The organism is Cognatishimia sp. 1_MG-2023, from assembly GCF_030548175.1.
In the GTDB taxonomy this organism is placed as follows: Bacteria; Pseudomonadota; Alphaproteobacteria; order Rhodobacterales; family Rhodobacteraceae; genus Cognatishimia.
In genome coordinates, this window is record NZ_JAUORX010000008.1 from 1 (window position 1) to 20,206 (window position 20,206).

20 protein-coding genes and 1 pseudogene are annotated in these 20,206 nt (G+C 50.4%); 7 read left to right on the forward strand and 14 right to left on the reverse strand.

Going from position 1 to position 20,206, the window contains the following annotated elements; all coding sequences use genetic code 11:
- From Q4544_RS13125 to Q4544_RS13140, 4 genes and pseudogenes are all read right to left on the reverse strand, one after another.
- Nucleotides 1–1,016: pseudogene (locus Q4544_RS13125) on the reverse strand (NAD-binding oxidoreductase); the annotation flags it as partial.
- 17 nt (nt 1,017–1,033) lie between these two features.
- Nucleotides 1,034–2,341 carry a TRAP transporter large permease gene (locus tag Q4544_RS13130; RefSeq protein WP_303506953.1) on the reverse strand — a complete coding sequence of 436 codons (1,308 nt, stop codon included), beginning with the start codon at nt 2,339–2,341 and terminating at the stop codon, nt 1,034–1,036.
- Nucleotides 2,342–2,343: 2 nt separating this feature from the next.
- Entirely contained in the window at nt 2,344–2,850 is a 507-nt protein-coding gene (locus Q4544_RS13135; protein WP_303506955.1) for a TRAP transporter small permease, read from the reverse strand.
- 1 nt (nt 2,851) lies between these two features.
- Nucleotides 2,852–3,835 (reverse strand): TRAP transporter substrate-binding protein, encoded by a 984-nt coding sequence (locus Q4544_RS13140; RefSeq protein ID WP_303506957.1) that lies wholly within the window; start codon nt 3,833–3,835, stop codon nt 2,852–2,854.
- Between the two features lie 231 nt (nt 3,836–4,066).
- Here Q4544_RS13140 and Q4544_RS13145 point away from each other — a divergent pair, with 231 nt between their 5' ends.
- Nucleotides 4,067–4,534: a MarR family winged helix-turn-helix transcriptional regulator gene (locus Q4544_RS13145; protein ID WP_303506959.1), complete on the forward strand. Its 468-nt coding sequence runs from the start codon at nt 4,067–4,069 to the stop codon at nt 4,532–4,534.
- A 95-nt stretch (nt 4,535–4,629) separates the two neighbouring features.
- Here the strand turns inward: Q4544_RS13145 and Q4544_RS13150 are convergent, their stop codons facing one another.
- The 6 genes from Q4544_RS13150 to fliL form a co-directional block, all read right to left on the reverse strand.
- A complete protein-coding gene (locus Q4544_RS13150) occupies nt 4,630–6,042 on the reverse strand; it encodes an aldehyde dehydrogenase family protein (protein WP_303506961.1) in 1,413 nt (470 codons plus the stop codon).
- Between the two features lie 102 nt (nt 6,043–6,144).
- Nucleotides 6,145–7,125: a helix-turn-helix domain-containing protein gene (locus tag Q4544_RS13155; RefSeq protein WP_303506962.1), complete on the reverse strand. Its 981-nt coding sequence runs from the start codon at nt 7,123–7,125 to the stop codon at nt 6,145–6,147.
- Nucleotides 7,126–7,264: 139 nt separating this feature from the next.
- Nucleotides 7,265–7,921, reverse strand: a complete 657-nt coding sequence (locus Q4544_RS13160) for a MotE family protein (protein ID WP_303506964.1) — start codon at nt 7,919–7,921, stop codon at nt 7,265–7,267.
- A gap of 3 nt (nt 7,922–7,924) precedes the next feature.
- Nucleotides 7,925–8,278: a flagellar motor switch protein gene (locus Q4544_RS13165; protein WP_303506967.1), complete on the reverse strand. Its 354-nt coding sequence runs from the start codon at nt 8,276–8,278 to the stop codon at nt 7,925–7,927.
- A complete protein-coding gene (locus tag Q4544_RS13170) occupies nt 8,259–9,212 on the reverse strand; it encodes a flagellar motor switch protein FliM (protein WP_303506969.1) in 954 nt (317 codons plus the stop codon). Before Q4544_RS13170 ends, Q4544_RS13165 begins: the two co-directional genes overlap by 20 nt.
- Before the next feature lie 7 nt (nt 9,213–9,219).
- Nucleotides 9,220–9,846: a flagellar basal body-associated protein FliL gene (fliL, locus tag Q4544_RS13175; protein ID WP_303506971.1), complete on the reverse strand. Its 627-nt coding sequence runs from the start codon at nt 9,844–9,846 to the stop codon at nt 9,220–9,222.
- A 136-nt stretch (nt 9,847–9,982) separates the two neighbouring features.
- On the opposite strand from fliL, the gene fliF reads away from it, so the two are divergent.
- The 5 genes from fliF (at nt 9,983) to Q4544_RS13200 (ending at nt 14,777) form a co-directional block, all read left to right on the forward strand.
- On the forward strand, nt 9,983–11,743 hold the full coding sequence (gene fliF / locus Q4544_RS13180) for a flagellar basal-body MS-ring/collar protein FliF (RefSeq protein ID WP_303506973.1): 1,761 nt from the start codon (nt 9,983–9,985) through the stop codon (nt 11,741–11,743).
- The gene (locus tag Q4544_RS13185) at nt 11,740–12,417 is read left to right on the forward strand and encodes a FliH/SctL family protein (protein WP_303506974.1); all 678 of its coding nucleotides are present in this window, start codon (nt 11,740–11,742) and stop codon (nt 12,415–12,417) included. The genes fliF and Q4544_RS13185 overlap by 4 nt, the downstream gene beginning before the upstream one ends.
- Before the next feature lie 3 nt (nt 12,418–12,420).
- Nucleotides 12,421–12,798, forward strand: a complete 378-nt coding sequence (gene fliN / locus Q4544_RS13190) for a flagellar motor switch protein FliN (protein WP_303506975.1) — start codon at nt 12,421–12,423, stop codon at nt 12,796–12,798.
- Between the two features lie 92 nt (nt 12,799–12,890).
- Entirely contained in the window at nt 12,891–13,637 is a 747-nt protein-coding gene (fliP, locus tag Q4544_RS13195; RefSeq protein ID WP_303507132.1) for a flagellar type III secretion system pore protein FliP, read from the forward strand.
- A 117-nt stretch (nt 13,638–13,754) separates the two neighbouring features.
- Nucleotides 13,755–14,777 carry a flagellar motor switch protein FliG gene (locus Q4544_RS13200; RefSeq protein WP_303506977.1) on the forward strand — a complete coding sequence of 341 codons (1,023 nt, stop codon included), beginning with the start codon at nt 13,755–13,757 and terminating at the stop codon, nt 14,775–14,777.
- On the opposite strand, the gene Q4544_RS13205 is transcribed toward Q4544_RS13200, so the two are convergent.
- The 3 genes from Q4544_RS13205 to Q4544_RS13215 are packed head-to-tail and all read right to left on the reverse strand — an operon-like array spanning nt 14,778 to nt 16,426.
- On the reverse strand, nt 14,778–15,602 hold the full coding sequence (locus tag Q4544_RS13205) for a DUF1217 domain-containing protein (RefSeq protein ID WP_303506979.1): 825 nt from the start codon (nt 15,600–15,602) through the stop codon (nt 14,778–14,780).
- A 2-nt stretch (nt 15,603–15,604) separates the two neighbouring features.
- Entirely contained in the window at nt 15,605–16,024 is a 420-nt protein-coding gene (locus Q4544_RS13210; protein WP_303506981.1) for a flagellar biosynthesis repressor FlbT, read from the reverse strand.
- A gap of 3 nt (nt 16,025–16,027) precedes the next feature.
- Nucleotides 16,028–16,426: a flagellar biosynthesis regulator FlaF gene (locus tag Q4544_RS13215; protein ID WP_303506983.1), complete on the reverse strand. Its 399-nt coding sequence runs from the start codon at nt 16,424–16,426 to the stop codon at nt 16,028–16,030.
- A gap of 311 nt (nt 16,427–16,737) precedes the next feature.
- On the opposite strand from Q4544_RS13215, the gene Q4544_RS13220 reads away from it, so the two are divergent.
- Nucleotides 16,738–17,802, forward strand: coding sequence for a PleD family two-component system response regulator (locus Q4544_RS13220; protein WP_303506985.1), 1,065 nt, complete (start codon nt 16,738–16,740; stop codon nt 17,800–17,802).
- Between the two features lie 104 nt (nt 17,803–17,906).
- Here Q4544_RS13220 and Q4544_RS13225 read toward each other — a convergent pair whose 3' ends face one another.
- Nucleotides 17,907–20,120, reverse strand: coding sequence for an NADP-dependent isocitrate dehydrogenase (locus Q4544_RS13225; protein ID WP_303506986.1), 2,214 nt, complete (start codon nt 20,118–20,120; stop codon nt 17,907–17,909).
- Nucleotides 20,121–20,206: the final 86 nt, after the last annotated feature.

Genomic DNA, 20,206 nt, shown 5'->3' on the forward strand with positions numbered 1-20,206 from the left:
CCTTTCGCGCCCTCTTGAACGGGTTTACCCATGTCGCCGAACAAGGCGCGGCTAAACATGTCAGTCCTTTTCGGCACGCGAGGTACGCGTGCTTCGTCAATGTATGTCGTTGGATTATCAACGCGCTTCAGTTTTTCAAACGGATGCGCGCCATCTTTGAATTGTCGCTTGGCATACGCAGGCTCATTTTGTTGCTTCGGCAATTTTGCCAATGGCAAATCTGAAGCAAATTCAAAACTTGTTGTTACGGCTGCGACACCATAGCGCGATCCGATAAAAGGAGCTTCAAGCTCACTGCCTTTAACCATTGCAACGCCTGCAGCAACGGCCAACCGATTCAAATCAACATCACTAGAGCTCGCTGTATGCGCCCGTGCGTCATGACCCAACAAGCGAAGGTAGTTCGCAATAACAACTGCCGTTTCGGCGGCCAGCAACGAAGACCGATGCGCAGATGCATCTTTGATCCAGTCCGACCCAGGTTCATCTTTATTGGGCTCGCGGGGGTGCTCATACAAAAAGACAAGAGCGTGTGTATGATTGGAAATGGTTGTGGGTGGTGCTTCCATCGACTCCTTGAGATCGGCCATGATCAGGTCGATCCCAGAAGCAAATGTTTTAGTCTGCCTGGTGCGCAAATCCTCGGCCAGACGATCAATATCTGGATTGCGAATTGGCGTTGGCAAGATTGCATTTGTCGGCAATGCGCAGGCACCGACAATAGAAGCGTCCGCAAAGTACCCAAAGGCCTTTAGGTGATTGGCGCGTTCAACCAATTCAACTGGCGCATCAGCGACGGATTTATTGATCAAGCCATCGCGAATTGCATCCAACATCGCCTGATGGTCTCCCATCGCATTTACGATGGAATCCGGTTGGTTTGGTCGGTGATACGACAAAGGTTCAAAGCTCGGGACTTTATCAAAGTCCACCGTTGCTGCGCGCGACAGTGTTTCCAACGGCAACCGGCCCATGTGAACTGGACGCCTCTTGTTCGAGCGTAATGCGATACCCATTAGAGTGAGTTCCTTAGTTAACTGCCAAACATTGTGTTTGGTAAAAACAGTGCGACGGCAGGGAAGACAAGCAGAATGACAAGTGTCAGGAACATCGCGATCCAAAACGGCCAGATGCCTCTGAAAATTGTCCCGATTGGGACGTCAGGCGCAACACCTTTGACGATAAAGACATTCATTCCAACCGGAGGCGAAATCAATCCCATCTCTAAAGCAATCACAGCAAGGACACCAAAGAGGACCATGTCAACGCCAAGTGGCTCCAAAATTGGCTGAACCAGCGGAATAGTCAAAACCAACATGGCAAAGCCATCCAAGAACATTCCTAGCACGATGAAGAGCAATAGGAAGGCTATGACAACTTGTGAACCTGTTAAGCCAAGGTCAGCGACCCATGTCGACAAAGCATACGTTACACCGGTGAACCCAATGAACGTTTTGAAGACAAATGCGCCAAACAGGATCAGGTATACAGTACCTGTTGCCCGCAGAGTCTGACCAAACACGTCTTGCAGGTTATCTTTGGTTAGTTTGCGCCGATACAGCGTGACCATGAATGCTAAAAACGCGCCAATACCTGCAGCTTCTGTCGCCGAAAATACACCGGTGTAAATGCCACCAATCGTTAAAAAGATAATCCCAAGGATTGTGCTGGACTTCCAGAGCGCCAACCACTTTTCACGGGCTGTCATAACAGTATCATTCATAGGCGCTTTGGACGGATTAATGATGACCGAAATCCAAATCGCAGCGATGAACAATAGGGTTAGCAGTAGGCCTGGCAAAACGCCGGCCAAGAATAGTCGACCGATGCTTTCTTCTGTCAGAATTGCGTATACAACAAAGCCAGCGGATGGCGGGATCAGGATGCCTAATGTACCGCCCGCAGCGATAGCACCTGTCGCCAAACCATCATGGTATCCGAACCGCTTCATTTCTGGCAGCGACACGCGGCCCATCGTCATCGCAGAGGCTAAACTAGACCCTGATAAAGCTGAAAAGCCTGCGCACCCCACAACAGCGGCAGATGCAAGACCACCTCTAAAACGGCCTAGCCATGCATAGGCAGCGCCATAAATCTCTCGGCTCATACCAGAAACACCAGCGAGATTACCCATCAAAACAAACAATGGAATGATGGTCAGCGGGTACGATGTTGCTTCTGCAAAGATTTCGCCGGCAAGTTTAGGCAGAGCCGCATTAGAACGGATGAAATAAATACCCACTGTTCCGACAAGAAGCATGGCCAATCCAACGGGCATGCGCAGATAGAGCAAAATCAGAAGGACAGCGAAACCGATGATCGCGATTGTTGCCAAGTCCATGGTCAGTTCCTTACTGGTTGAAGCGCTGCGATGAACCGCAAGCTGTAGTACACGGCCATCAACGCGCAAGCGCCGGCCAGTATGTAATAAAACGGCTGATGCAGAATCCCGAGGTTCACAGTGATGTGCCCACAGTCAAACCCGCATCTGCCTTTCTTGATTAATGCACGCACGGCAACGACGAGGATGCCGACAGATAGCGCGTGAACGAGCACATCAGCGATGCGAAGCACGCGGTCACCGAAGTGGCGCTCAATCAATTCAATGGTGACGTGGGCTCCATAGATCCCACCATAGAAAATGGCGCAGGCCACAACCACCGAAGCCGTTAGGACAGACACATCCTGCAATCCGAAAAGTGCGTCATTCAGCACATAGCGCCAGAAAACGCCGACGACCGTCAAAAGCATCATAAAGGTTACGCCGAGGCTTCCTATGACACATGCGATTGTTCCAAGCTTACGGATGGTTGATCCTAGTGGAATCGAGGAAAGGTTGTGGCCTGACATATTAACCTCCCTGCAACATGGTGATGACATCACCTACAGTTTTGTCGCCGGCCGGGTTCTTTTTCAGGTCAACCATGACTTCATCGATAACCGCCTGAATTTTGGCACGCTCAGCGTCTGGAAGATCAATGATTTCGAGGCCTGAAGCGGCGGCTTTATCGATGCCTTTTTGGCCGATAGACGCATAGGTCTGTGCCGCTTGCATCGACAAGTTGGAGTCCGCAACCCGGTCAATCGCCGCGCGATCTTCTTCGCTAAGGCTGTCATATGCGTCTTGGTTCATCAAAACAGCAAAGGTCGCTGGGCCACCTGGGAACCAGGTCGTGATATAGTCACCCGGCTCGTCCAGTTTAAAGGATAGGATGCCCGATGGATCGATCATAACACCATCAACAATCCCGTTTGCGAGACTTTGGTTGACCTCTGTCACCGGGAGCGCGATTGCTGAAATCCCCAGCGCTTCGAGGAATGGAATAGCTGTTGGATCAGAAACTCGGATTTTCAGCCCTTGTGCGTCTTCAAGGCTACGCACCGCTTTACCACGCGTGATCAAGACGGGTGGCGAATTAGTCCAGAACCCGATCATTTTGCCTTTGTATTCCGCTTCGATCTCATCACGCGAAGCCCGAATGGCCTCGGTGCATGCTGCTGCGGATTCACAAACGCCTGGAAGGCTTAAAACAGCTGATTTCTGGAACAAGCGATGTGAGAAGCTTGGCAGCATAAAGACAATGTCCGCCACGCCATCAAGCATGATGGAGTATTGATTTGGTGGGCTCGCATTTAAGGCCCCACCTGGAAAGTGTTGAACGGTAACGTTACCACCTGTTTCTGCTTCAATCATCTCACCCATTGGCGTGAGGAACGCTTTGTTCATCGGGTGATTTGGCCCCATGAAGTATGCGAGTGATAGATTTTCAGCGTACGACGCGGATGCGACCAGCATGGCGACTGTCGTTGCAACGCCCTTTGCAAAAGTTTTCATTATTTTGTCTCCCTGTTTGTTGCTCAACTATGGCTAGCGTCTTCTCACTCACCACATGATTAACACTGCTAACTATTTCAATTGCAACTGATTGCGTCAAGAAATTATTTACAAGCGCAACTATAAGCATGTAATGTAAATTCAACTCACCCGTCTTGAGAAAGAAAATTCAATTTATTTCAATGACTTGAAAATAGATTAACGGAAGCAACAGAAACTGGAAAACAGACCATGGCTGAGCTGAAAGAGCCAAAAACCGAATATGATTTACGTTCTCGCTTGGGTTTTCGCCTGAGTCGCTTATCGAAAATCATCCAAGATAGGCTGGAGAAAAAGCTCGCCAAATACGGGCTTTCAAGGCTGCAATGGTGCGTGCTGTCTGGGATTGGGTTGGAAGACATTACAACTCCGTCAGAAATCGCAGATCACGTTGGAATTACGCGGCAAGCAATTTCCCGGTTGCTTTTACAAATGCGCAAAAAGGGATGGATTGAACAGGAGTTCGATCCCAAAGATGGCCGATCTCGGCGCCTCGTCATAACTGAAAGCGGCCGCGCCCTCCTAGAGGCGTGCCACCCAATTGTTAACGAAAATCAAACCTACTTCACCAACAAGCTCAATGCCGAAGAGCTGCGTATGCTCGATATAACATTGTCCAAGTTGGTAGAAGGCGAGTCGACGAGAGTAGATAGCTACTAGCGTCTACCTGTCTGCTGGAAACGTCCTTCCCAGTTCGTTTCAAAGAAAGAAGGGGCGCCAAATGAGCGCCCCTTCTTTCTTTTGCTGACAAACGTTTAGCTCATGATGACTTGAATATCAGTATAAGCCTTTAAGCCTTCGTCGCCGAATTCGACGCCAAGACCCGATTTTTTCACACCGCCAAACGGGGCATTCGGCTGCAAAGCACCATGTTTATTAACCCACGCGGTCCCGCATTCCAGCTGCCCAGCCAGTGCACGTGCCTTTTCAACATCGCTGGACCACACAGAGCCACCTAGACCATTGTCACTGTCATTAGCCATTGCAATGATGTCGTCCTGATCAGTGTATTTCACAACGCCAATCGCCGGACCGAACTGCTCTTCACTGACAAGGGAGTCGTCATTACTCAGACCAGTGATAATTGTTGGAGGAAAAAACAGGCCTTCACCCGGTTCGCCACCAAGTTTCACATCTCCGCGGGATTTTGCATCTGCGACCAAACGGGAAACTTTGTCGAACTGCATCTGGTTTTGAATTGGGCCAAGCACGCTACTTTCGGCTAATCCGTCACCAACTTTGATCGTTTTTGCAAAGGCCACCAAAGCGTCAACCACCTGATCATGCGCGTCTTCATGCACATAAAGCCGTTTAAGCGAACCACAAGTTTGGCCGTTATTGATAAAGATCCCCCAGAACAAACCAGGTGCAATCGCTTCGGCATCAACATCACCCAAAACAATACCAGCATCGTTCCCGCCTAATTCTAGCGTCAGACGTTTCATCGTAGATGCCGCGGACTCCATCACTTTTTCACCGGTGCCACAGGAACCTGTAAATACAATCTTACGAATACCTTCGTGCGCAGACATTGCACCGCCAATGTTCGAACCGCTGCTATCTGAACCTGTCACGCAGTTTACGACGCCTGCCGGAAGCACTTCGGACATCAACTCGATCATTCGCAATGTCGATAGTGGCGTATATGGCGAAGGCTTAATGACCACTGTGTTGCCAGAAAGAATGGCAGGAGCCACATGCCACATTGCGATCAAAAGCGGAAAGTTCCAGGGAGTAATAGACCCAACAACGCCGAGTGGCTTGCGATGCAATTCAACACGTCCTGCCTCATTGTCTTGGATCCCCTCAACAGGCAGCGACAGTTTGGAGGTAAAGCGTGCCCAAGCCACAACTTTCTCTACCTCCCAACGCGAGCCAATACCACCAAGCGGCTTACCCTGCTCTCGTGTCAAAATTTGCGCCAATTCCTCAGCATTCTCTTCAAGCTTATCAGCTATAGCAATGCACGCAGCTTGGCGGTCCTTTTCAGAGGTTACGCTCCAAGCTTTAAACGCCGAATTGGCAGCAGCAACGGCGGCATCCAAATCCTCTGTTGATGCGTCAGGTGCCTGGCCAACGACCGCACCTGTTGACGGGTTAACAACATCAAAAGTTGAATCAACGGCATAAGCCGCGTCACCGATGGTTAATGAAAATGCTTTCGACACGGTTTCTGTCCTCTCAGGAATATCACCGCAAAATGCGGCCTTACATATCCCGGAAAGCTATCTAGCAATTCGCGGTACGGTCTTGGCAAAGCGCGCGCCAATTCATTGCAAATCGCGCAAACTCTGATTCATTGCAGCCGTTGGAGAGAGATTAAACCGCGCTTTAAAGTGGCGGTGAAACGTACTCAAATCACTATATCCATTTGCAAAGGCAATCTGTGCAATTGTGTGGCCGTTCATTTCAGAAGCCATCAACATTGAATGAGCCGCCTCTAATCTGAACTTTTGAAGTGTCGCATGTGGACTTTCGCCATAGGTTGCAAATGCCGCCTGTAATCGCCGTGGTGACGTCCCGATTACTTCGGCAATTTTCTTTGTCGCCAGCTTTCGATCTCGGTAGTGTTGCCGAATAATGCCCATCGCCTGCGAAACCAAAGCTTGGTCGAGGTTTAAGCCACTGGGCGCTTGTGTCCTTCGCTCTGCAAGATGCGCGCCAAACAACGAATAAAACGCATCCCCAAAAGGCGAGTAGTCTGGATCATCAGCCTTTTCGATTTTACGTAGAATAGATCGCATAGCCAGCCCGGTTGAATCCGTTGCTGCGACCTTCAATCCACCGGCTAACATCGGGCCGAACCGTTGCGTCATGCTTTCACGTGGAAGGTGCAGAACGGAATGTTGCGCAGATTTTCCACCATTTTGAATGTCGCAAGGCCTGGCTGCATCTAACAGATATAAATCGCCAGCTACCAAGTTCGTCTCCGTACCGTTGTGTACGACACAGCTGTTACCGGATTTCTGCTCAATTAAAACGAACTGATCCAGACTATCACGCCGAATATCCTTGGGGCGCCGTTGAACCCCAAAAGAGTTATGGCCGATTTGTGCGAATCCAAACCCACCCGATTTACGCTTGCTGATCGCACCGGAAAACCGCGTCCCACTGTCAGCACGCCGCAAATAGAACTCACCACAAATACCCAGAATATCTTCCTGAAATCGGTCAAACATATGGTCCGCAGACACCCCTTGGGTATTGGTTGGTTTGGACGCTGATAAGGATATTGCTCGGGTTGCGTTCATCAAATTTCACAGGTTGCTAGGCACACACATGTAGCAGTTAGTAATATTGATTTCAAATGAAACTAATTTTACTCAAGTGAATTAGGCCACCGCATACGCGATGACCCCCGCAACAATCGGAAATTCTGCCGTCATTTTATTAGTTTAGGCGAATACCATTCAAATCTTGGTCGCCTGGTAACTGGCTGCGCTCAAGAATGATCTTGGAAACAGCGCGTGCGCGCACAGGACTCATCTTCGCCATGATCGGGGCGGCGGTTCGTGGATTCATAGTGCCCAAAACCATAATAGTAACCTCAATATCTAGGTCATCAATGATCCCGGCCGCCTCTGCAGGCTTCATGTTTTTATAGAAGCTGATCAAGCGTTCCAAATCGGCTGTTTGCTGTGCTTCGACTTTTCCCAAAAGAGTTTCGATAGAATCCTTAAGCTCTGTCAAAGCAGCCTTTTCAAGCCCAAGTTTCTCACGTGCCAATGCCAATTCGGATTCACGAACATCCAGCATCTTTCGTTGATCCGCGATCAAGTCGCGCTCCAAGGATAGTGACCGTAAAACTTCTTCTGGCGTTTCACACATCGCAGGCTCGCTACCCAATCCAGCAACCACTGGCGGTGGCAAATCTTCCTCTTCTTCAGGAACTTCTTCTTCGGCGCTCGCTGCAGCCAGAATAATGGCTGTGTCCGGCTGCGGCGCGTCAAATGCATTGGGCAAATCTGGGAAGGAAACGGCTGCCTTTGCAAAAGCAGTGATCACCAAACCACCAATAAGAACCTTGCCGAGAAGAAATTTTGCCATGAATCAGGCCCTTTTTTCCGAACGAGATGTTTCAAAGAAACGCCGCACCAGGTCTTGTTTGTTACGGACTACCTGAACGCCAGGGATCTTATGGCCAGATTGGCGGCGCGTACTGAACATCGGCTCATCATCATCCTCAACCCTTGGTTCGGGCTGTGGAGGATCTTGCAGGTTCAACTTCAACTGGTGCACAGACTCTTCGGATTTATCGACCGCAGAGGAAAACTGCTCGACCAACGGCTCTAGCTGCTGGAGTGCTGCCATTAAGACCTGCACTTTGCGTGAAACATACCAGCCGTAGCCAATGCTTCCTGCGAGTAAGAGAATAATTACAATATCAGTAAGGGTCGCGGCCATTTTCGGTCTCCTCTTCGGCTTCTATCTGCTCGGTAATACGAATGGCAGTATTGCCGTTGTTTCGTTTGCCCATGACGGCTTTGAACATATTTGTTTCAGCACAGACGACATTTGCCTCGTGCTCTTCATCAATCCAAAGATTGATGGTATCGCCGGGCTTCCAATTTATCACAGTTTGAATTGGGATTTCGACAGACGTCAGAACTGCTTCAAGTTCAACAGTTGAACGTTCTATTTGCCCGCTCAGCTGTTCTTTCCAAGGATTGCCATCCTCGGACGGCTCACCAAAGTGAATTTTGCCCAATTTCGGGCGGATAGGTTCCAGTGCATCATATGGGATGACGACATCAATTGAACCGGTACGCCCCCCCAAAACCACGGTTAACCGCATACGCACACATAAATTGGCTGGTTGTGTCACCGACGCGGAATCTGGGTCGGTTTCAACACGATCCAATTCTAAGTCCACGTCGCCAACCATGGCGAGACCACGCTGTAATTCCGTTGCTAGAACATCGCCAAGTCGATGACCAAAGCCCCGTTCAATAGCCGTGAATTCTTCGGACTGGCGCACCATCTCGCCCTTTGCGCTACCGCCGAGCATCAGCTCCATTGCGGTCAAAGCAAAAGTGGCATCCATCGCAATCAGGATTTCACCATCAAGGTTTTGTGCCGCAACTATCCCAAGCATCGCTGGCAGATTCAGCGACTCCGTCGCTTGGGCCATTGGTAGGTAGTCAAGCTGGTTTAGAGACGCTTCGCAAATCACACCAGTAAGCTCAGGCATGATGACAGAGATGGAATCAGCCAACCGTTCGCCAATAATGTCGAGCATAGGCAACCGCTCGAACGAGAAATCTGACATGCGGATGATTTCATCCACCAGATTACCGCTCTGCGCTTCGATCTCTTCTGGGGTCATTACCTTGTTCATGACGGTCCTATTGTACGATCAGATCGCTGATTAGAATTTCTTGTGGAAGGTCGTTGCCTGCAGCGGCGCGTGCTCGCTTCAACAACTCTGCCTTGACGTTCAAAATGCCCGCCATGCCGCGCACGTCAGCTTCAGTCAGACTGCGGGCATAGCCGTTAAACAAATCCCGCATGAACGGCTGGCGCTTTTCCATCATTTCCTTCGCGCCCTCGTCGGGGCGGTAAACCAGAACCACCTCTAGCTTTAGAAAGGCATTCGAAGGCACACCCTGCGCGTTATGGCTGACGATGTTGGTGAGGATCTCATCAAAATCCAACATCCCTTCGTCTTCAGGAGCGACTTCGGCGGTCTCTTCTTCTTTGGCATCCCCTTCGGCATAAGGGTCTGCCTCGCCCTCAGCAGTTTCTTCACCTTCTGCTGGGGCTTCCTCGGATTCTTCAACGTAGTCTGGCTCATATTGCTTGGCGTCATTTTTAAACGCCATTTGCGCAAGAAAGAATCCTCCGCCCAAGGAAATCACAGACAAAACAATCGCAGCCAGCAATAGCTTTTTGCTGGACTTAGGCTTCGCGCCCTCTTCGCCCTCAGCCTCTGCTGCGGGCTCTTGATCCTTGGCTTTAGGCTCTTTTGCCATTGATAAATCCATCTTTATTCAAGAACTATACTCCTATTTATTCATAATGATTGCAAGTATAGACATGGTTATTTACTTGCCGTGCAAAAATAGTTTAGTTTATTTTTAACCACCCAATGAATGCATCGGAGTCATCGTGCAAAATCTGATCAAAAACCTAATGGACCTTGGCCAGAAACGTCTCATGATTCTAGGCGGCGTTGCTGTTGGTTTGATGACGGCCTTGATTCTAGGCATTTCGGCAGTAGCCACCCCAGACTACGCGACGCTTTACAAAAACCTATCACCTGCCACCGCAACGTCGGTAGAGGCTACACTAGCCAACGCAGGTTTTGACGCACGCATGGGCGAGGACGGCACAACTGTCATGGTTCCCGCCAACAACCTAGCTCGTGCCCGCATGGTGCTGGCTGAAACTGGCCTTCCAATCGAAGGCGATCCGGGCTGGGAACTATTCGATGACGCATCGGGCCTAGCAATGAACACCTTTATGCAACGCGTGAACCGCCTGCGCGCGATGGAAGGTGAATTGGCTCGTTCGATCCAGACGCTGGAGGGCGTACAAAGCGCACGCGTTCACCTAGTCCTGCCAGAACGCGAAGCCTTTTCCCGCGAACGACCAAATCCGCGCGCATCTATCATCGTCCGCCCTGTTCCAGGACGAACCATCAACCGCAAACAAGCTTCTGCGATCCGGAATTTGGTTGCATCCTCCGTTGCCGAACTGGACTTAGGCCGCGTGACAGTTCTGTCAGCGAGCGGTGAAGTTATTTTAGCTGAATCTGGTGAAGGTGCGTCGCAAGTCACCATGCAATCCACAAAATCCAGCATCGAAGAGCGGCTGGCCCAAGAAGTGCAAAACATGCTGACCGCGCGCGTTGGTGCAGGTAACGCACGTGTTCGGGTAAACGTAGAACTGACAACCGCCCGCGAAGTGGTCGTTGAACAAAGCTTCAATCCAGATCAGCAAGTCGTCCGGTCCACCGAAAGCCGTAACGAAGAACAAGCCGGCACAGAAGGCGCTGGTGGCGTAGGCGTTGAAAACAACATTCCAGCTGCGCTGCAAGACGCAGGAGGCGGTGCCGCCTCTTCTACCCAATCGAAAACTGGCGAAACTGTTCAATACGAAATCGGCAACACACGCCGTGAAATTGTACGCGAAGCTGGCGAAATCCGGCGCCTCTCTGTCGCCGTGTTGGTCAATGGTATTTACAACGTCGACGAAGGCGAAGTCGTCTACACAGATCGCGATGCCGCAGAAATCGAGCGCCTCACCGAACTGGTGAAATCCTCGGTCGGCTTCACCTCGTCCCGTGGCGATGAAATCTCGGTCGATAGCTTACGCTTTATGGACTATTCGATGGAAGTCGGCGATCCAATCACCATGTCGATGGGTGATCAAATCACGCGCAACATTGTCTCTATCCTACGAGGCCTCTTGGGTCTGATGGTTGTCGCTCTGGTGATGATACTAGGCGTACGCCCTGCCCTGCGCACCCTTCTTGAGAAACCTCAAGCTGCGCTTCCAGCCGCAGATGAATCGGTTTCCCTGATTGGACCAGATGGCGAAGTGTTAAGCGAAACAGCGGAAGGTGAGCCTGCACCTTTGCCAGTAAACGCCTTGCCGGACGGCTCACAACCGAAACCCGCATCAGATAACGGCACCGCATATGGTGGACGGCCAGAACCCCTATCCTTTGATCCCAAAGGCCCGGGTGTAACCAGCCTATTTGATTTAGACGAAGACGATGGCCCACATGAATACATCGAAACACTTGGTGTACGCGGCAACTTGATCAAAGCACGTGTTGAAGCGATCCAAAATATGGCGGAAGAAAAACCAGAAGATGTCTTACGCGTTCTTCGCACCTGGTTGCACTCGGAGGCTGAAGCATGATGGCCCTGAACCTTCGTGACTTCGACGCGGAATGTGATCGGTTTGGCGATGTACACTCCAGCAATTCGCAATCTGCACCACAGGATGTCCCGGTATTTTCCTTTACAGAAGAAGAGCTTGGCAAACTCTTGGCCGATGCAAGGGCGCAAGGCGCAGAGCAGGGCCACGCAGCAGGTCTAACAGCGGGCCGCCTGGAAGCACAGGGCGAGCATCAGGTTTTAGCAACTGCTGCCCTAAATGATTTACGTGACCAAATGTCCGTCTTTATTACCCAGGATGCGCAGCGACGACTTGAGCTGGAAAGTGACCTTGTCGACATGGTTTTGGATATTTGCGAACGAGTTGTTCCAGACCTCCTTAAGAGCTTTTCAACCGAGCAAGTCCAAGCACGCCTAAAAGACGCAATACATATCGGTAAAGGGCAAACCACGCTGTGCATGCGGCTTTCGCCCGCAACCGAGGCAGCTTTGTCCAGCGACCTTATTGCACTCGCGAACGAAGACTCCACGACAAATCTAAACATCGCCGCTGATCCCGATTTGAAAGATGGCGAAGCCCGCATGTCTTGGGACAACGGGTTTATGAAATACAGCCTAAACAATGTCTGCTCAGAAGTTCTGGATGCCCTGCGCCACGCTTCTGAAGAATTGAATCAACACTCTCAAAAGGTCTAACGCATGTCAGAAGACACTCCGACCCCAGACGCCGCCCCAGAAGGTCAAGATGCGCCACAAGAAACCGAGGCGCTTCAAAATGGCATTGATCCTGCGACTCTTGAAGCCATGGCGCAGGGTGGCGACGGTCGAAACATCGACGCACTATACAATGTGAAACTCGACGTTCGCGTGGTCCTTGGCCGTAGCCGGATGTCGATTGCCGATTTGCTAGAACTAACACGCGGCTCAGTCATCGAACTCGACAGAAAGGTCGGCGACCCCATCGACATCATGATCAATGACCGTATGGTGGCCCGCGGCGATTTGGTCAAAGTGAACGGTGATTTCATCGGTGTTGCGTTGCGAGAGATCGTCAAGGATTTCATCCCCGGTAATTGATCGGACTTTCTGTGGCACGCATTCTTGCAGGCAAATATCTATTAACGATTGGTCTAGGGCTGCTTCTGGCCCTTGCCTTCGTCGCGCCCGCTATGGCCCAAGATGCTGATATTGGCAGCCTGATACGCGATCTTTCTACCACGCTCAGCAATACGGATGCAGGTACGGACGACGCGGCCAGCTTATCGGGCCGGATCATCCAGCTTTTTGCGATTGTTACGATCCTGTCCATCGCACCGGGTCTTCTGGTCGTTATGACCAGTTTTACCCGATTTGTGATTGTCTTTTCGATGCTTCGATCCGCGCTTGGTTTAAACCAAACGCCCCCAAACATGGTTCTAAACGCTATGGCGTTGTTCATGACCTATTTTGTGATGGAACCTGTTTTTGATGACGCCTACCAAAGCGGCCTACGTCCTTTGATCCAAAATTCGATCACCGAAGAACAAGCCGTAATGGCAATTTCCGAACCGTTCAAATCGTTCATGTTTGCGAATACGCGCGAAAAGGACATGTCGCTGTTCCGCGACATTGCAGGGAAATCGGACCCAGATGTCGCGGTGACATCGGTCGATGACGTTGAGTGGCGCATCCTGGTACCCAGCTTTATGATCTCCGAATTGCGCCGGGCATTCACCATTGGCTTCTTGCTGTACCTTCCGTTTATCGCGATTGACCTGATCGTCGCATCCGTCCTGATGAGCGCGGGTATGATGATGTTGCCCCCTGTGATCGTCTCACTTCCGTTTAAGGTCATATTCTTTGTTTTGATTGATGGTTGGTACATGCTCGCGGGGTCTCTGATGGAATCCTACCTACCCTACGCAGGCGGCGGATAAACTCGCCTAAAAGACGATTGTCTTTACCCCAATTTAAAGGTTATTGTTGATCAACAAGAATAGATCGGGCTATTCATGGATAACAATCCTTAAAACCCGAATAAACGGGACGGGCCTATGAACCAGTTTGCCAGCTTTCGACGCGCCAAACGCCTGACCGGGCCAGAGAAATCAGCGATTCTGTTTCTGTGCCTAGGTGAAGACCGTGGCGGCGCCCTTATGCAGCAATTGGACACAGCCGAAATTTCGAAAATTACACGTGCGATTTCAGCGATGGGCGAAGTTCAAGCAGAAGTCGTCGAAGAAGTCATGCGTGAGTTTGGCCAAAAAGTTTCTAGTTACGGCGGGATCACGGGTTCCGTCGAAGCGGCGCGAGGCTTACTCAAAGGTTTTCTTCCCGAAGACCGTGTTGCCGAAATCCTAAACGAAATCGAAGGCAGCGGGACTGGTGATCTGTGGAAAGACCTCTCACTCCTCGACGAAAAGATGCTGGCGGATTACTTACGCAAAGAACACAATCAAACGGTTGCCGTCATTCTTTCGCGTATCACACCTGACGCTGTCGCAAAGGTATTGCCTTTGCTGGGGCATGATCGCTCTGTTGATCTGGTTGAACGTATGGTTGGCATGGAAGAACTTCCTTCTGAAGCCATCCACGCAATCGAAGACAGCCTGCGCCGCGAAGTCCTCGCCAAGGCGGGTCACGATGCTGAAGCTGAAGCCGAAAAGAAGCTAGTCAAAGTGTTCAACAAATTGGACGCCAAACTGTTCGAAGGCCTTTCGCGCGATCTAGAGCAAAAGATCCCCGAAAAGCTGCGGGCCATCAAACAAAAGATGTTTGTTTTCGACGATCTTGTGAACCTAAAAGCCAACGCCTTAGCACGTGTTATGCGTGAAGTGTCTGGAAACAGCCTGCCTTTGGCGCTGCGCGGTGCTGAAAAAGAAGTGCGTGAGCACTTCCTAAGCTCCATGCCTGCTCGTTCGCGTGACATGCTAATTGACGAAATGAAAGCAATGGGCCCTGTCAAATCCCGCGAAGTCAAAGAAGCGCAATCTGAAATGGTCGAGATTGCTCTTCAATTGGCAGAAAGCGGTGACATCGAGCTGCCCGAAACTGACGAAGAAGACATGATCGAGTGATCAACGATACAGCGAAGCACTCGCGTATTGGATGCTAGGTATATCAATTGTAATCGGAATAAATTGGCCACTAGCAGAAGAGCTTAGCAACTGAACGGCGATGCTGTTCGTTTGAAATTGCGGCGGATTCAAAACATCAGAAATCGCAAGATAACGTGTTTCCAAACGCGATACTTCTTCCGGATCTGATAACTTTGAAAGGTCGAATTTTTCAGAGAAAATCTCGACCTGCTTATCGACATCCAGCGTCGCCATTTGAGATGGCAATGCCAAGGCTGTTCTGAAAAACTCTGCGATCTCTCTGTCTTTTAAGACGTCAAACCAGCTGTCAATTTCACCGACTTTATCGCGCAATTCCAACACCGTACCAACAGTCGGATTTTGCACATTATTCTCTAGACGGAATACCGTATCAAAATAGCGATCAACAATCTGATCTTGCCAAGCCGTGTCTGCAAAGTCAGGTGTCTGCACTCCTGCCCCGGTCGTAAAGCCCATTGCCTCATGAATCTCGTCGAAATTGGCGTTTACCAACCGGTTCAACAATGACTCATCATCGTCAGGATTACTTTCCAAGATTTTGCGCATCATGCCTTTGCCAAAAATTTGGTCTTCTAAGTCAAAGGCACGCATAACAAAGGAATAAACCTCAAAGTCCTTAACGAACTCTTCAGGAGTAGAGATATTGCTTATGCGCTCCCGAAAGGATTCAGCCGCACGTTGATGCTGCGCTTCATTGCGCAACGTCTCCATTTGACGATCCTTGGTACGATCAATCAAATTCAACGAAAGCTGGCTACCCAATCCGGAAATACTTAAAACCATGGCTACTCTGCCGCCGTAGCGGCCTCCTTGCCTTTAAGCATGTCCAATAAACGGGCTTCGTATTTTATCAACGGCCGCAGCGCGCGCATTGCTTTGTAAAAATCTGCACAAGAAACATGGCTGGCTGCTTCAAAAATATGCCCACCGATTTCTTCGTGAAAGATCGGGACCAACGCCGCCAGATCTTTTTGAATAACTGGAACCAGGTCGTCGCGCACTTTTGGGTTCAGCAAAGCCGTTTGGATAAAGTAGTACACCGTCTTAACTGGCGAACCTGCTTCATCTTCGTCCAATAGATCAACACCGCGAACAATATCCGCATGATTTTCAATCGTCAGCAATTGCCGACGATCGGCGTTGCGAATGACGCAGCCGTTAATAACAATCTTTTCGTTCGGTTTAAGCGTTAGACGAAGTGCCAAATTTTACTCCATCACATGCATTGGATTGCCTTCAAGCCCGCGAATAATACTGCGGTTAACATCCAACAGGGGTTTAATTTTCTTTTCACCCTTCATGACGCCTTGAGTATGAGTTTCAACCCAAAGGGCTAAAGAGATCAAGCCCGCCCGCAAATCGGGGCTCAAAGCGTTTCCGCTTTCGGCCAGATCATTACGCATCGTCATCCAGATACGTTCATTATACCACAGACTGTCGCGTAATCCATTCGCCAGCATAGCCAATTTTTCACCGGGCTTTTGGGCCTGATCAAAGTCTAGTTGCCGGGATTCCAATTCAGCCGTCACACTTGATAGGACGCGCCGCTCGATTTGTCGCGGCGTCTCGGTGTCCGAGATCGTCCGCTTATACGCGGTAATGCTCATTCAGTTTCTTCCGAATTATTTTTTCTGCCTCAAGGACTAAGGTACGCAACTCAAGTTAAAAGCGGATTAATCCTTTGCGGCATTTTCGTGGTTTTTTACAGTTTGTTAGGATTTGTTTCCAAATCGCTACCAATCTGTTGCTCAACTCAAGGGGTATCCGCCCAAATTTGACCACAAATGGCCACCATTCTGCCAACATGCCTAGCTAATTAGGTTTTTCTGGTGCCTTGATACGAACAGGGTTCCCTAGGGTGCAGAAGCAGCCCGACATGCCTCCCGTTTCGGTTGAAGCAAAGATAGTGGAATAGGCGATGCGCATACTTGCTGTCGACGATGATGAAAACATCCGCGAGCTCCTGTCTGCATCCATAGCAGCAGAAACCAGCCATAAGATATATACTGTACCAAGCGCCCACAAAGCGTTGGCCGCAACGCGCTGGGATCAGCAAAAGTTTGATTGTTTTTTGCTGGATATTCAGATGCCTGGCATGGATGGGATCGAATTGTGCCGCCGCTTACGCGAGCAAGAGGCCTATCGAGACACACCTATTCTTATGCTGACAGCGATGGCTCAAAAGAAATTCGTCGACCGCGCATTTCAAGCTGGAGCAACGGACTACATCTCAAAGCCGTTTGAGTTTCTAGAACTCTTTAGCCGCCTGAAAAACGCTGAACGATTGATAGAGGAACAAACCCGTGCGAACCGTCGCCGCGCCGAGGTAACCACCCTTAAAAACGACCTCGCACGCAGCTTTGAGCACAACCTCAGCGAGCCAGTAGAGATACTAGGCGTCGAGCGTATGGTTGGCTATGTCTCCTTTGAAAACTACCTGCTTCAGCTGTCCCGAATGCGCATGATGCTAACCAGCGTTCTTGCGATCAAAATTCTAAACGTTGAGAAAGTTTTTAGAAACACATCCCGCCTCGACTTCCGGAACTTGCTGACAGACATCAGTAAGCTTGCCGTCGATATTTATGGCGAAGAAAGCGATCTTGTGACCTATCGCGGCAATGGCGTCTTTGCCATCGCGACCAGCAGCCGGAAACCATTTTCACAATTTGAACTTGAAAAGATGATCAATCGGCGCATCCGTGACTTGCCCTCCGCTCGTGCAGCTGGCGCAACGATTCAGGTCTGTGCTGGCGAACCGGTATCGCTCATATCTTTGACGCGCGCCGGCAGCTTAACAAGCCTGCAAAATGCTGTCGCTCGGGCAGAAGCACGATCCGATAGTTACCACAACATTCTGCAAATGTCAGCTCGTGTCGCCAGACATGGCGGCATCAGTACGGCTGAAAACGAAGACGACCGCAAAATTTACGAGGCTCTTTTGAAGCAAGAAATGCAGGATCGAAAGGTCGCAGCGAATTCCTAACTCCCTACCACTCAGTAATAACTAAACTCACTTTTTCCACACTCACAAAACAAGAAAGCGCCCGGGTTTCCCCGGGCGCTTTTACATTTAGAATATGATTTAACTTAACCGATGATCGCGTTCAGTGTTGCACTTGGGCGCATCACAGCTGCGGTCTTAGCAGGGTCCGTTTTGAAGTAACCGCCCAGATCAACAGCCGCACCTTGAACTGCTGCCAGCTCAGCAAGGATTTTCTCCTCACCCGCAGCCAACTGATCTGCAATCTCGCCAAAGTGGTTTGCCAGCTCCACGTCGTCTGTCTGTGCAGCCAATGCTTCTGCCCAATAACGCGCGAACCAGTAGTGGCTTGCCCGGTTATCAGGCTCACCCACTTTACGAGAAGGCGAACGGTTGTTGTCCAAGATACCTTGCGTCGCCGCTTCAGCAGCAACACCCAAAACGCCAGCTTTTTTGTTGCCTTGCGTATCCGCTAGGAAATTAAAGCTTTCACCAAGGGCACAGAACTCACCCATAGAGTCCCAACGCAGGTGGTTTTCTTCGACTAGCTGCTGAACGTGCTTAGGTGCAGAACCGCCAGCGCCAGTTTCAAACAAACCGCCACCTTTCATCAACTTCACAATCGAAAGCATTTTAGCAGAGGTGCCCAGCTCCAGAATTGGGAACAAGTCAGTCAGGTAATCCCGCAAAACATTGCCAGAAATCGCGATGCTGTCGTTGCCAGCTGTGATGGTTTTCAGCGTTTGCGCTGTCGCTTCACGCGGCGCCATGATCTGGAATTTATCGGCAACACCGGCCGCTTCCAGCGCTGGCTTCACCAGCGAGATCAACTGCGCATCATGCGCGCGGTTTGCATCCAACCAAAAGATTGACTCTGAACCGGTCAAACGCTGACGATCCATCGCCAATTCAATCCAGTTTTCAATCGGCGCTTTTTTAGCAGTGCACGCACGCCAGATGTCATCTGCTTCTACATCATGAGAATGCAGTGTTTCACCGTTTGCCAAAACAACACGGATCACACCATCTGCAGGTGCCTGGAATGTTGTTGGGTGCGAACCGTACTCTTCAGCCTTTTGTGCCATCAAGCCGACGTTGGCTACGGCACCGGCAGTCGCTGGGTTCAGCGCGCCGTTGGCTTTAAAGAAGTTCACAGACTCATCGTAGATTGTGGAATAGCAACGGTCAGGAATTACACAGTTTGTGTCACCCTTTTTACCGGCCGCGTCCCAACCTTTACCACCTGCACGGATCACAGCTGGCATAGACGCATCAATGATAACGTCGGATGGCACGTGCAAGTTGGTGATGCCCTTATCGGAATCAACCATATACATCGCTGGACGTTCCGTTGTGACAGCTTCGATGGCTGCCATGATGTCCGCATTGTCTTTTACGCGCTCTAGCAGGTCACCCATGCCAGAGTTTACGTTCACGCCCAAATCATCCAGCTCTTTGCCGAACTTTTCGAACACTGGCGCAAGCCATGCTTTAACCGCGAAACCAAAGATGATTGGGTCGGACACCTTCATCATGGTGGCTTTCATGTGCAACGAGAACATGGTGCCATCAGCTTTGGTATCTTCGATCGCATCAGCCAAGAATGCAGACAGTGCCTTTACAGACATGAAAGTCGCGTCCGCAACGGTGCCTTCTTCCAACGGCCAAGCATCTTTCAGCACAGTTACTGCACCGTCTTTTGCAACGAATTCAATCTTAGCGTCACCAGCTTGTGCAGCCGTGATGATCGCAGATTTCTCGTTTGCATAGAAATCATTGTCCGGCATGCTCGACACTTTGGTCTTGCTGTCAGACGCCCAAGCACCCATCGAATGCGGGTTATTCTGAGCAAAATTCTTAACCGCCTTTGCAGCGCGACGATCAGAGTTACCTTCGCGCAAAACCGGGTTCACGGCGGAACCTTTAATGCTGTCATACCGCGCGCGGATCGCTTTTTCTTCATCGGTTGCAGGATTGGAAGGATAATCCGGCAGCGCATAGCCTTTGGCCTGCAGCTCTTCAACTGCGGCAACCAACTGTGGAACAGACGCAGAAATGTTTGGCAACTTGATTACGTTGGCATCTGGTGTTTTCACCAAAACGCCCAGATCCGCCAAGTCATCTGACTGGCGCTGCTCTTCGGTCAGGCTTTCCGGGAATGTAGAAATGATGCGGCCAGCCAAGGAAATATCCTTAGTGCCAACATTCAGTTCAGCCGCACCAGCAAAGGCGCGTACGATTGGCAGCAAGGACGCAGAAGCCAGCTCAGGCGCTTCGTCTACAATTGTATACAATACGTCTGGTTTCGATGTGTCGGTCATTGGATTTTTACCTTTCACCGTTCATAGAAGGGGTTTTTGCGTCATTCAGCGCCATTGCCAAACGCGCGGGTTCACAGATCTCACTA